The organism is Coprococcus sp. AM11-30B (genome assembly GCF_027674365.1).
Classification (GTDB): domain Bacteria; phylum Bacillota; class Clostridia; order Lachnospirales; family Lachnospiraceae; genus Allocoprococcus; species Allocoprococcus comes.
In genome coordinates, this window is the sequence record NZ_JAQDVB010000009.1 from 83,361 (window position 1) to 103,858 (window position 20,498).

The window sequence follows — 20,498 nt, forward strand, 5'->3', positions numbered from 1 at the left end:
TAGTATAAAGATTGTATAAAGATTCCTGATTTTATGTAAATATTCCGTTATGATTTCCTGCTGAAAAATGGGATTAGGAATTTCATTAAATAGAAAGAATGTGCATCTCCGGAACGCAGTGCCTTTTGTTTCATAGGAAGTTCCTTCGGGATTTTCTATGAAGCAAAAAACGGGCACTTTGCAGTTCTTTCTGCAAAGCGTCCGCCTTTTTTACAAAATCTTTTTATTCAACTGCTGCTTCTTCCTCATCTGTTTCCGGAACATCATTATGAACGGCAGCCACACCTGCTACATCTGCTTCCGGATCTGTGATCAGTTTGACATCTTTATCCTTTGCGATGTCAAGGTCTTTGACTTTAATGGTTTCTCCAACCTTCAAATCTCCAACGTCAACAATTACTTTTTCAACAAGTGCCGATGGAAGTGCTTTGTATTCAATTTCACCAAGCAGTTCCTCCACAACACCTGTGACAACCTTTGACTGATTGTGGATCACAACTTCTGCTACGGAATGTACCATTTCTCCACTTACCAGTGCCTGAAAATCTATTTCAAGTACTTTTGAACCCATAGAATCATAATCGACTTCTTTTACCAGCACATCCATCTGCTCTCCGTCCAAATCCAACATGATCTGGCTTCCTTTGCCATTAGCTTTCAGGAACTTTTCCGCTTCTTTCTGTGTCATCTGTACCGGAATGGAGCCTTCAATCTCACGTCCGAATACATTGCCGGTTACATAACCTTCTCTTCTGAGTTTTTTGGCTTTTGTCTGCATGTTTCTTTTTTCAGCTTTTAAAGTATTCATTTATCTTTTCCTCCAATCACTGACTTCTGGTAAAGTACCTATTTCCTTGTTACAGCTGTATTATAGCACTCATGGATTATCAAGATTAACCAAAATCACATCTTTTTTGATCAATATTTTTGCTGTTTTTCAAACTTTTTTATTTGTTTTGTGCAATTTTTTTATTTTTTACTTTTTTCATTTTTCAAAAATTTCCACATTTTCATCCCTTGATTTTTTTCTTGCGTTATGTTAATCTACTTATAGTTAGATTTTACTAACTAATCATGTGAATAAGTCATGGAACTCCGGCTGTCTTTTGAGCGGGACAGCCCCTGAGATCCATGGGAAAGGGCGAAGTATCATGAAGCATTTGACAATTGAAAAAGTAATCGGAAGAGAAATTATTGACTCCAGAGGCAACCCGACTGTAGAAGCAGAAGTTTATCTGTCAGACGGAACCATCGGAAGAGGTACTGCACCAAGCGGCGCATCTACCGGAGAATTTGAAGCACTGGAACTCAGAGATCAGGATAAATCAAGATTCGGCGGAAAAGGCGTATCCAAAGCCGTTGAAAATATCAATACAACTATCTGTGATGTATTAAAAGGAAAAAATGCGGCAGATGTATACGCTGTCGATAAAGCAATGATCGAAGCAGACGGAACAAAAGACAAATCAAATCTTGGCGCAAACGCAATCCTTGCAGTTTCTATCGCAAACGCAAGAGCTGCTGCAAATGCACTTGAGACTCCACTTTACCGTTTTCTTGGCGGTGTAAATGGAAACCGTCTCCCACTTCCTATGATGAATATCTTAAATGGTGGAGCTCATGCAGCAAACACTGTTGACGTTCAGGAATTCATGATCATGCCGGCAGGCGCACCAAGCTTCAAAGAAGGACTCCGCTGGTGTACAGAAGTATTCCATGCACTGGCTGCTCTTCTCAAAGAAAAAGGACTTGCTACATCTGTTGGCGATGAAGGTGGGTTCGCACCGGACCTTGGCAGCGATGAAGAAGCAATCGAGTGCATCCTCGAAGCTGTAAAACGTGCCGGATACGAACCAGGAAAAGATTTCGTTCTCGCAATGGACGCTGCTTCAAGTGAATGGAAAGGAAGCAAGAAGGGTGAATATGTTCTTCCTAAATGTGGTAAGACTTTCACTTCTGAAGAACTGGTTGCTCACTGGAAAGACCTTTGCAGCAAATACCCGATCTACTCAATCGAAGATGGTCTGGATGAAGAAGACTGGGAAGGATGGCAGGTACTTACAAAAGAACTTGGCGACAAAGTACAGCTTGTCGGAGATGACCTTTTCGTAACAAATACCGAACGTCTTGCAAAAGGAATCAGCCTTGGCTGCGGTAACTCTATCCTGATCAAATTAAACCAGATCGGTTCTGTATCTGAGACTCTTGAAGCAATCAAGATGGCTCACAAAGCAGGATACACAGCAATCGCTTCTCACCGTTCAGGAGAGACTGAAGATACAACAATCGCTGACCTTGCAGTAGCTCTGAATACCTGCCAGATCAAGACAGGTGCTCCAAGCCGAAGTGAACGTGTTGCCAAATACAACCAGCTTCTCAGAATCGAAGAAGAACTTGACGAAGCTGCTGTATTTCCGGGAGTAAATGCATTTAACATCAAAAGATAATCCTCTTTATCTTAAGCTGGCTCATGCGTAGTCATGAGCCAGTTTTTTTTGCTTACCTGGCACCAATTGCATATTCACCTGCAAAATGCTATACTCGGATAAGAAATGTTAATGAAAAGAGGTTTTATTATGAGAGCATATGAACGACTTTTAAATTATGTAGTAGTCCGTACCCCAAGTGATGAACACAGTACGACTTCTCCTTCTTCCCAGTGTCAGTTCGACCTGGCACGTATTCTGGCAGATGAGATGACTGCCCTCGGGATTTCTGACGTAAGTCTGGATGAATTCTGCTATGTATACGGAAAGATTCCTGCCACACCGGGATACGAGAATAAGCCATCTATCGGATTTATCGCACACATGGATACCGTTTCCGATTACTGTGACCATGATATCATCCCGGTCGTACACAAGAACTACGATGGCGGTGATCTGCCGCTTGGCACAAGTGGACGTACCCTTACCGTAAAAGCTTTTCCGCATCTTCCATCTCTTGCCGGACGCACCCTGATCACAACAGACGGTACAACCGTTCTTGGTGCCGATGATAAAGCCGGAGTTGCCGAGATCATGACCATGGCTGAAGCACTGTTCAAAGAAAATATTCCTCATGGACCGATCTCAATCGCTTTTACACCAGATGAAGAAGTCGGTGGTGGAACTGATCATTTTAACGTGGAAAAATTTGGTGCACAGTTTGCCTACACTCTGGATGGCGATACCGAAGGCGAAATTCAATATGAAAACTTCCATGCATGCAAGGCAGATTTTGAAATTACAGGATTTGCTGTGCATCCCGGTTCCAGCAAGGATACGATGATCAATGCGTGCCTGGTTGCTGCCGAAATCAACAACATGCTTCCAGGCCTTGAAATCCCGCGTGAAACAGAGGATTATGAAGGATTCTACCATCTGACCGGTATGAGTGGAGATGTGGCAAAAGCTGAGCTTCATTATATTGTAAGAGATCATGACAAGAATCTGTTTGAAGCCAGAAAAGAAACTCTTCGCCATATTGAAAAAACTCTCAATGAAAAATGGGGCGACGGTACTGTAAAACTTACAATTACCGACCAGTACCAGAATATGGCTGAAATTATTGCCGGATGCATGCATCTGATTGAGAATGCAAAGAAAGCCTGTGAAAATGCGGGTGTTGCACCGCTTGTGCTTCCAATCCGCGGCGGAACAGACGGATGCCAGCTCAGCTTTATGGGACTTCCTTGCCCGAACCTTGGAACAGGGGGACATGCATTCCATGGACCATATGAACACATCACGGTAGAAGGAATGGACAAGGCTGTGGATATCGTGGTTGAACTTGTGAAATTATACGCGGAGATGTAAAGGGTTGTCTGACGGACAGAAGAAATAATACAATAGGGATCACAGACATTTGCAGGAATCCAAGAGCATCTAGGTCTGTAGTAAATTTGCTAAAAGCAGTAAGAAAAATGACAAACTCGCTGGCGCTCAGACAGTGTCATTTTTCTTACTAACGCAAATCTGCTACAGACTAAGATGCTTAGGATTCCTGCAAATGTCTGTGATCCCTATTGTATTATTTCTTCTTGTACTGTCGAAAAGTTTTATATATGGATAAGAGTTCCAGGCTCAAGTGAATTTTTTTGGTTAGGATGTCCATATTGCAGGTTATTCAGTTTTATGTTATGTAGCTTTATTTTTATGCTGTTGTTTTTTACATTAAATGGATATTTTATTCAAAGTGTCACATTTCAGGGTTGTATTTCGTCTTTATTTATAGAACGTTCAATAAAGATATGAAAGAAGGTGTTATTTTTATATGCGTGAGTATTCTGACAGTGAGAAGTTGGAACGATTGTATGAGTTGTATGAGCAGAAGATGTATGCGGTGGCTTTTTCGATTCTGAGGAATGAGTGGCAGGCTGAAGATGCGGTGCAGGATGCTTTTGTACGGTTGCTTAAGAATATACGAAAGCTTCGGGATCTGGAAGATGAAAAAACACGGTCCTATGTTCTTCAGACGATTCAAAGTGCTTCCCTCGATCAGTACCGGAAAAATCAAATAACGTCCAATGCAACGGTTCCAATCAAAGATATGGATTTTGCTGATGAGCGTGATGATATTATGAAGCTGGTCAGCCGTCTTGCCGGTGACTCTGTCCTTGAGCAGATCCTTGGAAAACTTCCCGACTCTTATCGCGATGTGATCCTGTTCCGCTGTGTACACCAGCTTTCGGTAAAAGAAACAGCTTCCGTCCTTGAAATCGGCGAATCTCTGGTTCGGAAACGTCAGCAAAGAGCATTGAAAAAACTCAGATTGATCATAGGAGATGATATGTATGCAAAACAAAAAATTTGACCAAATAAGCCTTGAAGAATTTGATTCTATGAATATGGATCACACTTTTTCCGATAACTATAACCGAAAAAAGCAGAACTTACTGCATGCTGTCTCGGAAAGCGAGCATAACCGGCATCGAAACCATCTTTACCGTGTTGCCGCTGCCGTCGTTGCTCTTTCCCTCCTTCCCGCAACCGCATATGCAGCTGACAGACTGCTTCAAATGCATTACAACAGTACCGGAACATACAGCGGTGATCTTTCTCTAACTACTACCTCAAAAGATACTGTATTTTCTCCGGTAAAGCTGACTCCAACTTATTTACCTGATGGAAGTATTGCTGCTTCATACCGTGGACCTGACAAGTACTATGTCCCTTCCGATACAGAATCTTCTTCACATGGTACTGTATTTTCTCTCTACAAGATGGATACCGATGATTTTATATTTTCGCACTCCTATATGACTTCTCGCGAAGAATTTAATGCCAATGGAAATGATGCGGTTCTGATGACTTTCGACTCTTCTGGAGTCTTTGATAAGGAAGTCTACGTCGTCTTCCAGGATTCAGGCTATATTGTTGAAATCAATATGGGAAATGCAATCACCAATGAAGAAGCGAAAAAGATTGCTTCTGGTGTGACACTTACACCTGCTACAGATTCTGACGCTACCTTTGCAGGTTCTTTGTCCGAACTTAAAACGGAATTAGCTGAAGATGCAGCTGCACCAAAAGATCTACAGACTACCTGGCTTAAAGTAAATGATACCTGGACCGACGAAACCTGTGGCTATCAGATGACTGTTAAAAAAGTAGAAGCTTTTGATAATATCCGTTCACTTAACGCAGATTTCTTTACTGATAATGGTAAAAATCTTCCAGATGGTTCGATTAACGACAACGGAGATCTTATATCATACAATCGTGCTATTATACAGACCGGAAATGGAACCGACTCACTCAATACACAAACAGGTACTGCACAGATTCATCGAAAATTATTATATGTAACTCTTGAGATTACAAATCCATCCGACAATCCTTTTTCCGATACGGAATCCTGTGTAAATTATGATCTGACCATTCCGTCCGAAAATCCAGACGGATATTATAACAATGCATTGTTCGATAATCCAACATACAAAGATGTTATCAATTATCCAATTTATTTTGATGCCTCTGTATGCTCCGACAACTCTGACCATCATTACTTTTTCACCAGTCTTGAAAAAGGGCAGACCATCACCTGCCATCTTGGTTATATTGTCGATGAAGATCTGTTGGATCAGCTTTGTCTCAATACTTCTTTTGACGGACAGATTGGACAGTTTGTGACTCTTTACAAGTAAACGAATATTTTAAACAAAACCGGAGTTGCCGCATATCACTAAAATCCATGCGCCAACTCCGGTTTCTTAAATTTGAAAATATTCTTTTAACTGTCCCAGTATTATCCCCATCAGCTTTGTCCTTGCTTCCACGCTCGCCCATGCTACATGTGGTGTAATCAGCAGTTTTTTGCTGTCTTTTATTTTTCGCAGCGGATTCGTCTCACTCATCGGCTCCTGGCAAAGTACGTCAAGTCCGGCTGCAGCTATCTCGTCATTTTCAAGTGCCTCATACAGATCCTGCTCGACTACGATCGGACCACGTCCGAGATTCAGGAAAATACAGGTTTTTTTCATTTTTGCAAATGCTGCTTTATCCATTAAGCCCTCTGTATGTTCATTTAACGGTGCATGAATGGATATAATGTCAGATTTTGCAAGCAATGTATCCAGATCTACCTGTTCGTAACCTTCCTGCGCCGAACGCCCTGATGCAGAGTAATAAATAATCTGTGCTCCAAATGCTTTTGCGATATCCGCAACTCTCCGTCCAATTGTTCCCAGACCTATGATCCCCCACGTTTTGCCACTGATCTCCGTAAAATGCTCTGTAAAATGCGTAAATATTGTATCATTGATGTAACGCTCTTCTTTTACATAATCATCGTAATAACGTATCTTTTCCAGCAGATAGAGAAGCATTGCAAAAGTGTGCTGTGCCACCGTTTCTGTCGAATAGCCTGCTACATTTCTCCATGCAACTCCTCTTTTTTCCAGATATTCTTTATCCAGATTGTTGGTCCCCGTTGCCGTCACGCATACCAGCTTTAACTTCTCTGCTTTTCCAATCGTCTGCTCATTGACCTGTACTTTATTTAAAATAATCACATCTGCATCCTGAACTCTTTCCGTTACTTCTTCTGATGTAGAAAAATCGTATTTTACGACTTCACCAAGCCTGTCAAATCCAGAAAGATCAATATCTTCTCCAATTGTTTTTACATCTAAAAAAACTATTTTCATAATCTGTCCCTCACTTTATCACTGTAATTTGCAACTTTTCCTGTTCATTATCATAACAAATTTATTTTACGGATACAACCCAAACAACCGTTGACATTCTTATCCTATGGCGCGTATACTAAAGAAATGAAGAGCATTTGCGATTATATCCTGATATAATTAGCAGATGTTTTTTTTGGTCTTTCTGGCAAGCCTTCGCTTTTTATAAATCACATTCCATCAACATCAAGGAGGATACTATCATGAATCAGAACAAAGCTTTGGAACTTACAAAAGATATCGCAACTGATATTATCGGAGGAATCCTGATCGCTGTCGGTGTCTATAATTTTGCTGCCGCCGCAAAGTTTCCGATGGTAGGGGTAAACGGAATCGCCCTGATCTTTTACCAGTTGTTTGGACTGCCGATCGGTACTGTTGCCCTGATCCTTAACATCCCGATCGCCATCTGTTGTTTTCGGCTTCTGGGCCGCAGATTTTTCCTGAATTCAGTCCGGACGATCATCATTACTTCCATAATCATGGACGCGATCGCACCGCTGTTCCCGGTTTATCAGGGTGACAGACTTCTTTCTGCCATCTGCTGCGGTGTCCTTTCCGGACTTGGTTATGCAATGATCTATATGCGGGATTCTTCAACCGGAGGCTCTGACTTTATCATGATGTCGATCAAAGCACTGAATCCTCACCTTTCCCTTGGAAATATTGCATTTGCACTGGATGCAGTAATTGTGATCCTCGGAACCGTAATTGTATCCCGTGACGTGGACAGTCTGATCTACGGTCTGATCGTCAGCTATCTGCTCTCTCTTGTTATGGATAAAGTTATGTACGGAATTGATGAAGGAAAGCTTGCCCTGATCGTAACCGATCCCGAGCACAGTACTGAAATCTGCTTCAAAATCGATGAAGTTCTCGGACGCGGCTCTACAATTTTAAATGGTATGGGAAGTTATTCCAAAGATGATAAGCACATCATAATGTGCGCCTGCAACAATAAGCAGATGTACGGAATCCGCAAGCTGATCAAAACGATTGATCCAAAATCCTTCCTTGTAATCATGGAATCGAATGATGTAGTGGGTGAAGGATTTAAAGATGAGTAAATTGCGGTCAGCTTTTTCAGACAGCTAAGCAAATCATCCGTATCACTTGTTGGACACTTTGCATCAAAAATAGAATTCCTGATAATAAAAACCGGAGGCTCATGTGTCTTTTTACACAAGCCTCCGGTTTTTCTATAATCTGCCAAGCCAATACTTCGCTTTTATACACACTCTGATTCCCTGTCCTTTTTTAAGTCCGGCTCTTCCTATGAATTCAGATCTTCTGTGATTGATTTAAGGTTCATGAAGTTTGTCAGATAATCTGCTGTACCAGTCTTCGCATCTGTTCCGGACATGTTAAATCCACCAAATGGATGCTGAAGTACAACTGCTGCTGTAGATTTTCTGTTAAAGTATAAGTTACCTACCTGGAATTCTACTTTTGCTCTCTGGATATTTTCACGTGTCTCACTGTATACAGATCCTGTCAGACCATATTCTGTCTGGTTTGCTACATCAAGTGCTTCATCAAAAGAATCTACTTTGATAACAGCAAGGACTGGTCCAAAGATTTCTTCATTGGCAATTCTTGCATCTCTCTTGATATCGCGGATTACAGTAGGATCAATATAATATCCTTCTGCGTCACTGTATGTACCACCGAATACAACATTTCCTTCTTTACGTCCGATCTCGATGTAATTGGTAATGCTGTTATAAGCGCCCTGGTTGATAACCGGTCCCATCGTTGCATTGCTTTCGCCTGATCCCTGGTTTGCCTTCAGTTCTGCTGCGCATTTTACAACTTCATCTACAAACTCATCATATACATCTGCCAGAACAATTGCTCTTGAGCATGCAGAGCATTTCTGTCCCTGGAATGTAAATGCAGAGCTTGCAACTCCATTTGCTGCTTTCTTGATGTCTGCTGTTGAATCTACGATAATTGCATTCTTTCCACCCATCTCAGCCACAACACGTTTGATCCATCTCTGTCCGTCAGCGATCTTGGCTGCATGTTCATTGATTCTGCATCCAACTGCTTTTGATCCTGTGAAGTTTACAAATCTTGTAAGCGGATGTTCTACGATGAAGTCACCAATCTCTGATCCTGATCCAGGAATGTAACTTACTACGTCAGCCGGAATACCGGCTTTCTGGCAGAGTTCTACGAATTTGTATGCAACGATCGGAGCGTCTGAAGATGGTTTGCAGCAGATCGTGTTACCGGTAACAACTGCCGATACGATCATTCCACCAAACAGTGAGAGTGGGAAGTTCCATGGAGAAACAGCCACACCTACACCGATCGGGATGTAAACGCATTTTGTAAGTTCATCTGTAGGAACCAGTTCTTTTCCTTTTTCCAGATTCTGGATATGCATTACATAAGAATTGATAAAGTCAAGCTGTTCGCAAAGTTCTCCGTCAGCTTCTCCCCAGTTCTTTCCACTTTCAAGGACGTTCCATGCATCCATGATGAAACGGTTCTCGATCAGAAGTGCTGCAAGTCTTCTTAATACACGTACTCTTTCTTCTACAGATGTAAGGCTCCATTTTTTGAATGCTTCGTAAGATGACTTGATTGCCTCGTCAGCCTGTTCTTTGCTGCATGAGCATGCATATCCGAGTACTTCCTTTGTAGCCGGTGATACAGAAGCGATCTTCTTTTCTGTCTCAACTTTTTTTCCACCGATGATCAGCGGGTAAACAGCACCTGCTTCTGCATGAGCCTGTTTGAATGCTTCTTCTATTTTCTTTTTATTTTCTTCCAATGTGAAATCAACTTCTACTGCGTTTTTAAATCCTGTAAGCATGTACTTATGTCCTCCTTGAACTATGGTCTATAAATTGTTTATTATTGTAACAGCAAATTTTCCCCACGTCAATATGTTAAAGTAAAAAAATGTATTTTCGTATACAATTATACCGTTTATATTTTAACAAATAACTTGCATATTTTCGTTCTATTGACATTTTATCTCAATTGATATAAGATATTATTTAAATTGTTCTTTTTAGAACCATTTTTCAAGTGACTGCGCTCAGCGCGAGAATGTGTCAAGGCACATTCTTTTTTATTAAAAAACGGAGGTGTATGGATGAACATTACATATCTGCTTGTATTAATGCAGCGAATTGGGAAAATACATGAACAGATGTTGAAAGAATTATGCCGCCAGTATGATCTCTCGCTGATCGAGGCTAAGATCATTGCTTTCTTACATAATAACCCCACAAAAGATACCGCAGGTGATATTGCCGAGCTCCGGATGCTCTCAAAAGGGAATGTATCCCTGGCAGTTGATCTTTTGTGTCAGAAAGGGTTTCTTTCAAAAACAGCAGACCAGACGGATCGCAGGAAAACGCATCTTTCCCTGCTGCCATCATGCGAAAATGTTACCGGAGCAATCGACACGTTCCAGTCTGCTTTTTACCACAATCTGTTTGACGGATTTTCATTAGAAGAATTCCAGATGTTCGCCTCGCTGAATGAACGTCTGGCATCCAACGTAGCAACTATTTATCACAAAGGAGATTATTAGACATGAACAAAGACAAAGATTTTCTGGGTACTGAACCCGTCGGAAAGCTGATGTTCCGGCTGGCGCTTCCGACGATCACCGCACAGCTCATCAATATGCTGTACAACATTATTGACCGTATTTACATCGGACACATTCCTGGTAATGGGGCACTTGCCCTTACCGGAGTCGGCGTATGTATGCCACTGATTATGATCATTTCCGCTTTTGCCGCACTGGTTGGAGGCGGTGGTGCACCGCGTGCTTCGATTGAAATGGGAAAAAATGATCTTAATACTGCAGAACATATTTTGGGTAACTGCTTTTTCCTGCAGATTCTGATTTCTATAATCCTGACAGTCATCCTGCTGTTTGGTAACCGTACTTTTCTTCTTGCCTTCGGTGCCAGTGAAAATACGATTGAATACGCTGTAAATTATATGAACATTTACGCTGTCGGCACTATTTTCGTCCAGCTTACCCTTGGCATGAATATGTTTATCACCACACAGGGCTTTGCCAAAACAGGTATGCTCTCTGTTCTGATCGGAGCAGTGATGAACATTATTCTGGATCCGCTGTTTATCTTTGCATTCCATCTGGGTGTCAGAGGTGCTGCGCTTGCCACAATTCTGTCACAGGCAGTCTCCTGCATCTGGGTTCTTTCTTTCCTTTGCGGAAAAAAGACGATCCTGCACATCCGGAAAAAGAATCTCATCCTGAAACCGGAGATTATTCTTCCTTGTGTCGCTCTCGGGCTTGCCACATTTATCATGCAGGCTAGTGAGAGTATCATCTCCGTATGCTTCAACTCTTCTCTGCTGAAATACGGAGGAGATATCGCAGTTGGTGCCATGACGATTCTTACCAGTGTCATGCAGTTCGCAATGCTGCCGTTGCAGGGCCTGGGACAGGGTGCACAACCAGTCCTGAGTTATAATTACGGTGCAAAAAACGGAGATCGTGTAAAAAAAGCTTTCAGGCTTCTTTTAACAGCAAGCCTCTGTTATTCCACACTTCTGTGGGCATTTATTATGCTCTTCCCTCAGGTGTTTGCAGAAATGTTTACTTCAGATTCTGCACTGCTTGGTTTTACTAAATCAGCACTCCGGATTTACTGTGCCTGCCTGCTGCTTTTCGGAATCCAGATTGCATGTCAAATGGCATTTACATCATTCGGAAAAGCAAAGGCTTCGATTGCTGTCGCTGTTACACGTAAATTTATCCTGTTGCTACCACTGATCTATCTGCTTCCGCATATTCTGACCGGGGACAAGACCAATGCAGTATATATGGCTGAACCGATTGCAGACTTCCTGGCTGTATCCTTCACGACGGTTTTGTTTACGTTTCAGTTTAGGAAAGTGTTGAAAGAACTTGAGGGGTAGTCGCAAGAGGGCATAAAAAATAATCCCTGGTAGCTGCTAAGTTGCACGAACCATTCTAACGAGCCTTTCAAAGCATCAATTGTGTCAGCAATGGCTTCCACAATTGATTAAGTCTCGTTTCCATCGTGCAAAGACGCATCTACCAGGGATTATTTTTTATTTACGTTGTTGACTGAGTTTTACTTCTTTGACAGGATTTTGAACTGGAGCCGTAAATCATTGTTTTATAATTTACACTTTACCTCAATTAGGCTTCCTGACCATCGGCGATTTTAGATGTTTCTTTTTCCTGGAATAATAATGCAAAAATCTTTCTTACTAATGGGCCGGCGAAGCAGAGCTGCCAGAAAAATGCCATCGGGAAGTTGATTGCAGTGGTCTGGAACCAGACGGATACGAACTGGGTTCCGGCATTTTTGAAGAGCAGGGTTGCTGCGAAGCTCATAAGCGGACACATTCCTATGACGGATACTACGGAAATGGCGATCACCAGGTGAAAGGCATTGTCTCTTTCCAGATTAACAATGGAAAATGCTTCTTTCTTTGCAAATGGTCCAATCAGGAAGAAATCAAGAATGAATGCAATTGGTCCCATAATGACCAGCTCGTGGAATGCATTTAAAAATACCTGGTTGTTCATTCCTCCTACGTTGAGAGCAATGTTGTAACAGATCATGGTATAAACCATCACGAACACCATGATAATTGTGAAAATAACGTCTTGAAATTTGTTTTTTGGCATAAAAATATCCTCCTTCATAATAAGCGTAACAGAAAATGTGTTGTTCGTTCATCATTCCGGAGGAATGTATCGTTTCCAATATAACCGAGATTCTATTCTTTTTTCTATATGGCATATGCCAGACAACGCCATATCAGCAAGGTTTATAATACCTCAACTCTTTAAAAACAGTCAAGTATTTTTTCAGATACATTGAATCATTTTTATCTCTTTTTTCCAAATAAAGAACTCCATACCGTCAGGACCGCTCCTGCAAAAAGAGCCAGATCCGAGAGATTAAAAGTGATATCCGAGAGTTTCCTGTTCTTTGTTTTCAGAGACAGATAATCGACCACATAACCTCTTTTGAAACGGTCATAAGTATTACCAACTGCTCCGCCCAGCATCAGCGATGTTCCAAGCTTTGCCAGTTTGCGTCCCGGTTCTTTCCAAAGAAGGTGCTCCCAGAAAAACAGGATTCCAAGTGCTGCCGCCGACATGCCTTTTACCAGCTTTGGTCTGCAATCCAAATGATTCATCATCAGACCTTTGTTGTGGACTTTGCGGTAGATTCCTTTTCCTTTCCAAATCCGGCGTTCTTCCCCGTCTCTTACATTTTCTTCAGTATATTTTTTAATTCCAAGATCGCACCCGGCAACAAAAGCTCCGGTTAAAATGCTCAGGATTTCCATAATTATTCTCCTTTGATTCGCGCGATTTCCTGCTCGCATACCTCTGTCTGTTCTTCACGCTTTTCGATTGCTTCGCAGAGTGCGATAAAATCGGTATCTACCACTTCCCCCTGTTTGAAACGCTCATATACCAATCGTCCGATCTCTGTCATATCCCGCTCGCTATCTCGCTTCAGACCATAGATCTCATTTTTCTTTTTCTGAATATCGATCGTATCTCCTGCCTTCTTTCCAAGATCATCCACGGTATCTGAAATCCGCTTTCCTATTGTATCGAAAAAATCACTCATTTACTTTTTCCCCTTTCGCATCTGCGTATTTTTCAGAACCGCCTGATCTGCTCAAAAGTACGGTAAAGGTTCAATGCTCCATATCCCCATTCCTGGTTCGGATAATTCATGTCTGTCTTCCGTGAAGCTCCCAATATCAGCAGATTCTTCATCTGTGATGCATCCAGATTCACTCCATGCCTATCCAGCCACTCCATAAAAAGTGCCAATGCTCCGGAAGTGATTCCAACTGCTATACTGGAACCAGACCTTGCAACAAACTGCCCCTTTAAATTGATCCCTGTCACATTGATCCCCGGCGCAGCAAAATCCGGTTTGATTCTGTTATCTCTAGTATAACCTCTTCCCGAACTGACTGCAATGCTATTTTCCTTTCCATTATAGTACGCTGCACAGACCACCGCCCCGGTATCCCCTGGTTCCATCACCGTATATTCCGGATTTGCACGGATAAAATAGACATTTCCCGTCAGAAACTCTTCCATTGGAAGCCAGATATGAAAGATTCCATTCCCAAGCTCCAGTGTTTCCGGTATAATCTTCCAGATTCCGCTTCCCGGTCTGTCAAACTGAAAAAATGCCAGCTGCGCCCCGGTCGTCTCTACCAGAACCCGGTAATTAAATATTACCCTGGTCTGCTCGAATACAAACACATACTCTCCTATTCCCCGTCTGAGCGAGACCGGTCCTATTGTCTGTCCTGTTGGAGATTCGATAGAAAGTGCCAGAAGATTCGGAAGTTCTGTCCATAGTTCCATCACAAAGCCTCTGGTATTATTCCCTACATTGATCTCCACCGGCTGATTATTTTCCTGTTCCAGAATTCCCAGATAATGATGCCTTTTATCTGCCTCGTTGCCACTTCCGGTCACAATCCCGATTCCTTCGCTCGCCGCCACATTTTGCAGATACTCTGACAGGATTGAATATCCTCCATGTCCTCCAAAGCTTGTTCCAACTGCCAGACAGATCACCAATGGTCTTTTCAGCTCTTCTTGTACCTTCTGCAGATAAAAAACCGCCGCTACCAGATCATTTTCCTGATAGCATCTGGCATCACAGTCTACAAAATAGTACTCCCGTAAATATTCTTTTGCCTCCTTCAGCTTCACGATCACCATCTCTGCCTCCGGCGCTGCCCCGATAAACAGATTCTCCGGATTTGCCCCTCCGCATGCCACACTTGCAACAAAAGTGCCATGTCCGTCCGTATCAAATGACGGAACGGTTTCCTTTGGATTCTCGCTCTGGATCGCCAGATTGATTTGTTCTCTCGTATATTCACTTCCATATCCGATTTCCCGGGGCGCTGTTCCACTTTGTTCTTCCTGATCCCAGATTCGCCGGATCCTGGTCGAACCATCCAGATTCCGGAAAATGGGATCCAGATAGTTGATCCCAGTATCAATGATCCCAACTAGAACTCCTTCACCGCTTAATTCCAGACCAGTCAGATTCTGAACCGCAGCAATTCCCGCCTGTTGGATCGCTGCCATATCCAGTGTTGTATAGCACTTCGGAACCATTGTATACGGATAATCGCCAAGTGGCTTTTTTCTGTCTTCACTCTGGTCAATATAAAGAAGCTCAAAACCGTATTTTAACGGTATCCGGCATCCGTTTTCCAAAGGAAAATTTTCCCCGAGAGCACCGGTATCCCTCATCATAAAATCCCTGTATTCTTCCGACAGAATCTTTTCTTTACATTCTTCCTGTGGCATAACAATCCCTCATATATTTTCTTTTGGAAAATATATGAGGGATTGTTCTTTCTTATACTATGATACTGGACGGTTACGCATTTTGCACTCCATATCCATTCTTTATTCGGTACGTTTCTTTTCAATATCCTCGTAGAAGGAAGTCACTTCTTTTCCTTTTTCCAGGGTACTTACATTCGGACCGCTCTTGAATACGATTTTCAGAAGAATTGGTGTGATGATCGTTGTGATCACTACCACGATGATAACCGGTCCGAGGAAATTACCGCCCATCATACCGAGTGCTTCTCCCTTGCTGGCAACGATCAGCGCAACCTCACCACGGGAGATCATTCCGACACCGATTCGTGCACACTGATAATTCTTATATCCACACATCTTCGCACCAAGGGCACAGCCAACGATCTTTGTCAGGATCGCAACAATGGTAAGAATCACTGCAAAGCCTACAATTGCAGCACTCATCTTCGGAAGTTCTACCTTCAGCCCGATACTTGCGAAAAATACCGGTGAAAGCAGCATATAAGACATGGTATCAAATTTCTTCAGCACAAAATCAGATTTACTTGTATTGGAAATGATCAGTCCGGCAATAAATGCACCAGTGATATCTGCAACACCGAAGAATTTCTCTGCCACATAAGCCATCAGCAGACAGAATACAAATGCCATGATTGCATGGCGTCTGAGTCCTTTTTCCGCCTGATCTGTCCATTTTTTAAATATCTTGTAAAAGATAAATCCGATCACACCTGCAAATGCGAAGAATGCAACGATCTTCAGTAATACAACTGAAATCTTTACTGATTCATCTGCCATACTTGTTACCAGTGTCAGTGCAATGATACCAAGCACGTCATCAATGATCGCAGCTCCAAGAATCGCATTTCCGGATTTGGTTTTTAATTTACCAAGTTCTTTTAATGTCTCTACCGTAATACTTACGGAAGTTGCTGTCAGGATAACACCGATAAAGATATTCTGCAAAAATACGCTGCAGGATGCATCGGATGCGATCACATCCGGACGGTTAAAGAACATTGCAGTCGCATAACCGCCGATCAGTGGAACGATAACACCTATCAGTGCAATAACGAAGGATGCTTTTCCACTTGCCTTCAATTCCTGTATATCAGTTTCCAGACCTGCACAAAACATCAGCACGATAACACCGATCTCTGCAACGTTGTGTATAAAGCTTGTCTCTGTCAGGATCCCAAGCATCGCCGGTCCAAGAAGAACGCCTGCAAGAAGTGCCCCTACAACCTGTGGCATCTGTACCTTTCTGGTCGCAAGACCAAGTGCTTTAGTACAAAGTAAAATAATTGCAAGATCCAGTAAATACTTATAAGTCTCCATTCTCTCTCACTCCTGTTTATATCTTGTTTTTTTAGACACATTGTCTAATGTACACCTTTTAATACAATTTTTCAACAAAAAAATACCCGTAAATCTTAAATTTACGGATATTTCCCATTCTTTTTTTGTATGATCGCCATGTTTTTTTGATATATGAAGGTTATTGTTATACTCAGTGATGCTCAAGCCTTGGTACAGACTGGCTTCTCAGCTCGATCAGCGGTCCTCCGGTTCCTTCGATATATGCCTCCGTGATCGTCACTTCCCCGATGCTGTCATCCTTCGGAATCTCATACATAATATCCAGCATGAATTCTTCAATGATCGCACGCAGTGCACGGGCTCCAGTATCCTTCTTCATTGCCTTTCTTGCGATCGCATGAAGTGCACCATCATCGAATTTCAGATTGACCTCATCCAGTGCCAGAAGCTTCTGATACTGCTTGAGGATCGCATTTTTCGGCTCTTTTAATATCTGAACCATCATCTCTTCATCCAGTCCCTGAAGCGTAAATACGATCGGGAGACGTCCCAGAAATTCCGGAATCATTCCGAAGTTACGCAGATCTTCTGTCGTCACCTTCTCCAGTATTTTCTTATCATGATCATATTTGTCTTTCAGATCCGCTCCAAACCCGATAGAAGAATTCTTCATCAGTCTTTCCTTGATGATCTGCTCAAGATCCGGGAACGCACCGCCACAGATAAAAAGGATATTCTTTGTATTGACTATAGTGAGCGGAACCATCGCATTCTTACTGTTGGCTCCTACCGGCACTTCCACTTCGCTGCCTTCTAACAGCTTTAACATTCCCTGCTGTACGGATTCTCCGCTGACATCTCTCTGGCTGGTATTCTTTTTCTTCGCAATCTTGTCGATCTCATCGATAAAGATAATTCCCTGTTCCGCCTTATCTACGTCGTTGTCCGCAGCTGCAAGGAGCTTTGATACTACACTTTCAATATCATCCCCTATGTAGCCGGCCTCGGTAAGAGAGGTCGCATCTGTAATTGCAAGCGGCACATCCAAAAGTTTTGCCAGTGTCTTTACCAGATACGTCTTTCCAGAGCCGGTAGGTCCGATCATCAGCATATTGGATTTCTCGATTTCAATCTCATCCATTGTATCCGTTGCCACTCTTTTATAATGATTGTATACAGCAACCGACATTACCTTCTTGGCGTATTCCTGTCCTACTACATATTCATCCAGTTTCGCTTTGATCTTATGCGGAGCAGGAATATCCTTGATATTCAGGATCGGTTCTTTTTCTTCTTCCGGCTTTTTCTTTTTCACACGCTGGCTCTTCGGGATCTGTGCATCCATGTCTCCAAATCCCATCATCGGTCCCATGTTCATAAACTGGCTGTAATCCATCCCGCCAAAATTCATATTGTTCATTGTATCAAAGCTTTTTTGCATACAGTCCGGACACACGCAGATGTTGTTCGGAAGATCGATCATCTTTCCGGTCACACTCTCCGGTCTGTGACAGATGAAGCAGACCTTTTCATAGCGGTCTTCATTATTCTCTTTTTTGTCTGTATTTTCTACCTCACCGGTTACTTTCTCAACTGTCTTGTCCTTCTGGTCATTTTCTGCCATTGGCTGGTCCTCCTTTTCTCGGTCGTATTCAGACAGATTCCTCTGTCCTTCTTATTCGATTTCCACCCCTGCAAGTTCTATAAACTCTTCCTCTGAAATGATCGGCACTCCAAGTTCTTTCGCCTTTCTGTTCTTGGAAGAAGCAGACTCTACATCATTGTTGATCAGATAATTTGTCTTCTTCGTTACAGATCCGGTCACTTTTCCACCCATCTTCTCAACCAGTTCTTTTACCTCATTCCGGTTTGCAAAATGATTCACGCTGCCAGTGATAACGAAACTCATACCTACAAATTTCTGTTCCTCTGCCATCTCTTCCGGCTGGATCTCCAGTTCTCCGAGAAGGAGCTTAAATTCCTTTTTTCTTTCCTCTGATATAAAATATTTTACAAATGCCGCCGCAAGCACCGGACCTACCCCCTGGATATCACTCAGTTCTTCTTCCGATGCTCCTGTCATTTTTTCCACATCATTTTTAAAATGGCGGCAGATCAGTTTTGCATTTGCGAGACCGATTCCTGCAATCCCAAGTCCATATACCACTTTAGCAAGTGTTGTGCTTCTCGCCTTATCCACGCTTGCGATCAGGTTCGCATAGGATTTTTCTCCAAAGCCTTCCATCGTCTGAATTTCTTCCTGATAGGAATCCAGATGGAAGATATCTCTGTATTTGTGAATGAATCCTCTCGCAATAAATTTCTCCAGTGTCGCCTCAGAAAGCCCGTCAATATTGAGTGCATCCCTGCTGACAAACAATGCAAAGGATTTGATTCTTTTTGCCTGACACATCGGATTTGTGCAATACAACGACTTTGCATCATTCATCTGACGGATCTCCGTAGCTCCACCACAAACCGGACAGACTTTCGGGATCTCAATATTATCACTGCCGGTCAGATTCTTTGCAATCTGCGGAATGATCATATTCGCCTTATAGACTTCGATCGTATCCCCGATTCCCAGATGCAGCTCCTCCATAATACTTAAATTGTGTACACTTGCACGGCTTACCGTTGTTCCTTCCAGCTCTACCGGTTCAAAGATCGCTACCGGATTAATAAGCCCTGTTCTTGATGGACTCCATTCAATCTCCAGAAGGTGCGTCTCGCGGATCTCATCTGCCCATTTGAAAGCAAAAGAATCACGTGGGAATTTTGCCGTTCTCCCAAGCGACTGCCCATACGCAATGTCATCATATACAAGAACCAGACCATCTGACGGAAAATCATTTTCTACGATCTTTTCTGCAAAAAATGCAACCTTCTCATCCAGTTCTTCCCTTGTCACCAGATAATGCTCCACCACATCAAATCCCTGCTGTTCCAGCCAGTCAAGCTGTTCTTTTCTGGAATTGTGGAAATCCACATTTTCTGCACGTACCAGGGTAAATGCATAGAACTTTACATTTCTCTGTGCCGTGATCTTGTTGTTCAGCTGGCGGACAGAACCACTGCACAGATTCCGTGGGTTTTTATATTTTGCATCCACGTCATCAATTTCTTCATTGATCCGCTCAAAATCTTTGTAACCGATCACCGCTTCCCCTCGCAGGATCAGTTCCCCTTTATACGGAATATGAAGCGGCACGTTTTTAAATACTTTCGCATTGTTGGTAATGACCTCACCGACTTCCCCATTTCCTCTTGTAACTGCCTTAAAAAGTTCGCCGTCACGATAGGTCAGAACAATCGTCAGACCATCCATCTTCCATGAGATCACAGCCATCTGGTCTCCGACAAATTCCTTCAGCCTTGCCACTTCTTTTGTCTTGTCAAGAGAAAGCATCGGTGACTCATGACGTTCTTTCGGAAGCTCACTTAATACTTCATATCCTACATTCACCGTCGGACTGGAAGCCATAACGGTTCCCAGCTCTTCTTCCAGACCTTTCAGTTCATCATACAGCGCATCATACTCATAATTGCTCATAATTTCCTGCGCATCCTGATAATAAGCTTTTCCGGCTTTATTCAGAAGCCCTACCAGCTCCTGCATCCTTTTCATCTTATCCATATCCAAAT

At 42.5% G+C, this 20,498-nt stretch carries 17 protein-coding genes; 7 read left to right on the plus strand and 10 right to left on the minus strand.

Translation table 11 applies throughout. The features are described from left to right. Positions 1-223: 223 nt before the first annotated feature. On the minus strand, positions 224-808 hold the full coding sequence (locus tag PGU50_RS07735) for a 50S ribosomal protein L25 (protein WP_270246585.1): 585 nt from the start codon (positions 806-808) through the stop codon (positions 224-226). A 343-nt stretch (positions 809-1,151) separates the two neighbouring features. Between PGU50_RS07735 and eno the strand changes: the two genes are divergently transcribed. The 4 genes from eno (at position 1,152) to PGU50_RS07755 (ending at position 6,127) form a co-directional block, all read left to right on the plus strand. Beyond that, positions 1,152-2,447, plus strand: coding sequence for a phosphopyruvate hydratase (eno, locus tag PGU50_RS07740; protein ID WP_270246586.1), 1,296 nt, complete (start codon positions 1,152-1,154; stop codon positions 2,445-2,447). 129 nt (positions 2,448-2,576) lie between these two features. Then, positions 2,577-3,797, plus strand: coding sequence for a peptidase T (gene pepT, locus PGU50_RS07745; protein WP_270246587.1), 1,221 nt, complete (start codon positions 2,577-2,579; stop codon positions 3,795-3,797). Between the two features lie 457 nt (positions 3,798-4,254). Beyond that, positions 4,255-4,794: an RNA polymerase sigma factor gene (locus tag PGU50_RS07750; RefSeq protein ID WP_117824167.1), complete on the plus strand. Its 540-nt coding sequence runs from the start codon at positions 4,255-4,257 to the stop codon at positions 4,792-4,794. Next, entirely contained in the window at positions 4,775-6,127 is a 1,353-nt protein-coding gene (locus PGU50_RS07755; RefSeq protein ID WP_270246588.1) for a DUF4367 domain-containing protein, read from the plus strand. The genes PGU50_RS07750 and PGU50_RS07755 overlap by 20 nt, the downstream gene beginning before the upstream one ends. A gap of 66 nt (positions 6,128-6,193) precedes the next feature. Here the strand turns inward: PGU50_RS07755 and PGU50_RS07760 are convergent, their stop codons facing one another. Next, the gene (locus PGU50_RS07760) at positions 6,194-7,129 is read right to left on the minus strand and encodes a D-2-hydroxyacid dehydrogenase (protein ID WP_270246589.1); all 936 of its coding nucleotides are present in this window, start codon (positions 7,127-7,129) and stop codon (positions 6,194-6,196) included. A 242-nt stretch (positions 7,130-7,371) separates the two neighbouring features. On the opposite strand from PGU50_RS07760, the gene PGU50_RS07765 reads away from it, so the two are divergent. Further along, complete coding sequence (locus PGU50_RS07765) at positions 7,372-8,235, plus strand: YitT family protein (protein WP_117824170.1); 864 nt, start codon at positions 7,372-7,374, stop codon at positions 8,233-8,235. Positions 8,236-8,441: 206 nt separating this feature from the next. Here the strand turns inward: PGU50_RS07765 and PGU50_RS07770 are convergent, their stop codons facing one another. Further along, positions 8,442-9,992 (minus strand): L-glutamate gamma-semialdehyde dehydrogenase, encoded by a 1,551-nt coding sequence (locus tag PGU50_RS07770; RefSeq protein WP_270203237.1) that lies wholly within the window; start codon positions 9,990-9,992, stop codon positions 8,442-8,444. 285 nt (positions 9,993-10,277) lie between these two features. Here PGU50_RS07770 and PGU50_RS07775 point away from each other — a divergent pair, with 285 nt between their 5' ends. Continuing rightward, positions 10,278-10,721, plus strand: coding sequence for a MarR family winged helix-turn-helix transcriptional regulator (locus PGU50_RS07775; protein ID WP_117556811.1), 444 nt, complete (start codon positions 10,278-10,280; stop codon positions 10,719-10,721). 2 nt (positions 10,722-10,723) lie between these two features. After that, positions 10,724-12,088 carry an MATE family efflux transporter gene (locus PGU50_RS07780; RefSeq protein ID WP_117556809.1) on the plus strand — a complete coding sequence of 455 codons (1,365 nt, stop codon included), beginning with the start codon at positions 10,724-10,726 and terminating at the stop codon, positions 12,086-12,088. 247 nt (positions 12,089-12,335) lie between these two features. On the opposite strand, the gene PGU50_RS07785 is transcribed toward PGU50_RS07780, so the two are convergent. The 7 genes from PGU50_RS07785 to ligA form a co-directional block, all read right to left on the minus strand. Continuing rightward, positions 12,336-12,830: a DUF2798 domain-containing protein gene (locus tag PGU50_RS07785; RefSeq protein ID WP_270246591.1), complete on the minus strand. Its 495-nt coding sequence runs from the start codon at positions 12,828-12,830 to the stop codon at positions 12,336-12,338. A gap of 203 nt (positions 12,831-13,033) precedes the next feature. Further along, the gene (locus tag PGU50_RS07790; RefSeq protein ID WP_215687049.1) at positions 13,034-13,501 is read right to left on the minus strand and encodes a signal peptidase II; all 468 of its coding nucleotides are present in this window, start codon (positions 13,499-13,501) and stop codon (positions 13,034-13,036) included. 2 nt (positions 13,502-13,503) lie between these two features. Continuing rightward, a complete protein-coding gene (locus PGU50_RS07795) occupies positions 13,504-13,791 on the minus strand; it encodes a hypothetical protein (protein WP_022220857.1) in 288 nt (95 codons plus the stop codon). A 32-nt stretch (positions 13,792-13,823) separates the two neighbouring features. Next, complete coding sequence (locus PGU50_RS07800) at positions 13,824-15,512, minus strand: S8 family peptidase (RefSeq protein WP_117824174.1); 1,689 nt, start codon at positions 15,510-15,512, stop codon at positions 13,824-13,826. Positions 15,513-15,614: 102 nt separating this feature from the next. Continuing rightward, the gene (locus PGU50_RS07805; RefSeq protein WP_270246593.1) at positions 15,615-16,871 is read right to left on the minus strand and encodes a cation:proton antiporter; all 1,257 of its coding nucleotides are present in this window, start codon (positions 16,869-16,871) and stop codon (positions 15,615-15,617) included. A gap of 172 nt (positions 16,872-17,043) precedes the next feature. Next, positions 17,044-18,477, minus strand: a complete 1,434-nt coding sequence (clpX, locus tag PGU50_RS07810) for an ATP-dependent Clp protease ATP-binding subunit ClpX (RefSeq protein WP_270246594.1) — start codon at positions 18,475-18,477, stop codon at positions 17,044-17,046. A 51-nt stretch (positions 18,478-18,528) separates the two neighbouring features. Next, positions 18,529-20,490 (minus strand): NAD-dependent DNA ligase LigA, encoded by a 1,962-nt coding sequence (gene ligA, locus PGU50_RS07815; RefSeq protein WP_270246595.1) that lies wholly within the window; start codon positions 20,488-20,490, stop codon positions 18,529-18,531. Positions 20,491-20,498 lie beyond the last annotated feature (8 nt).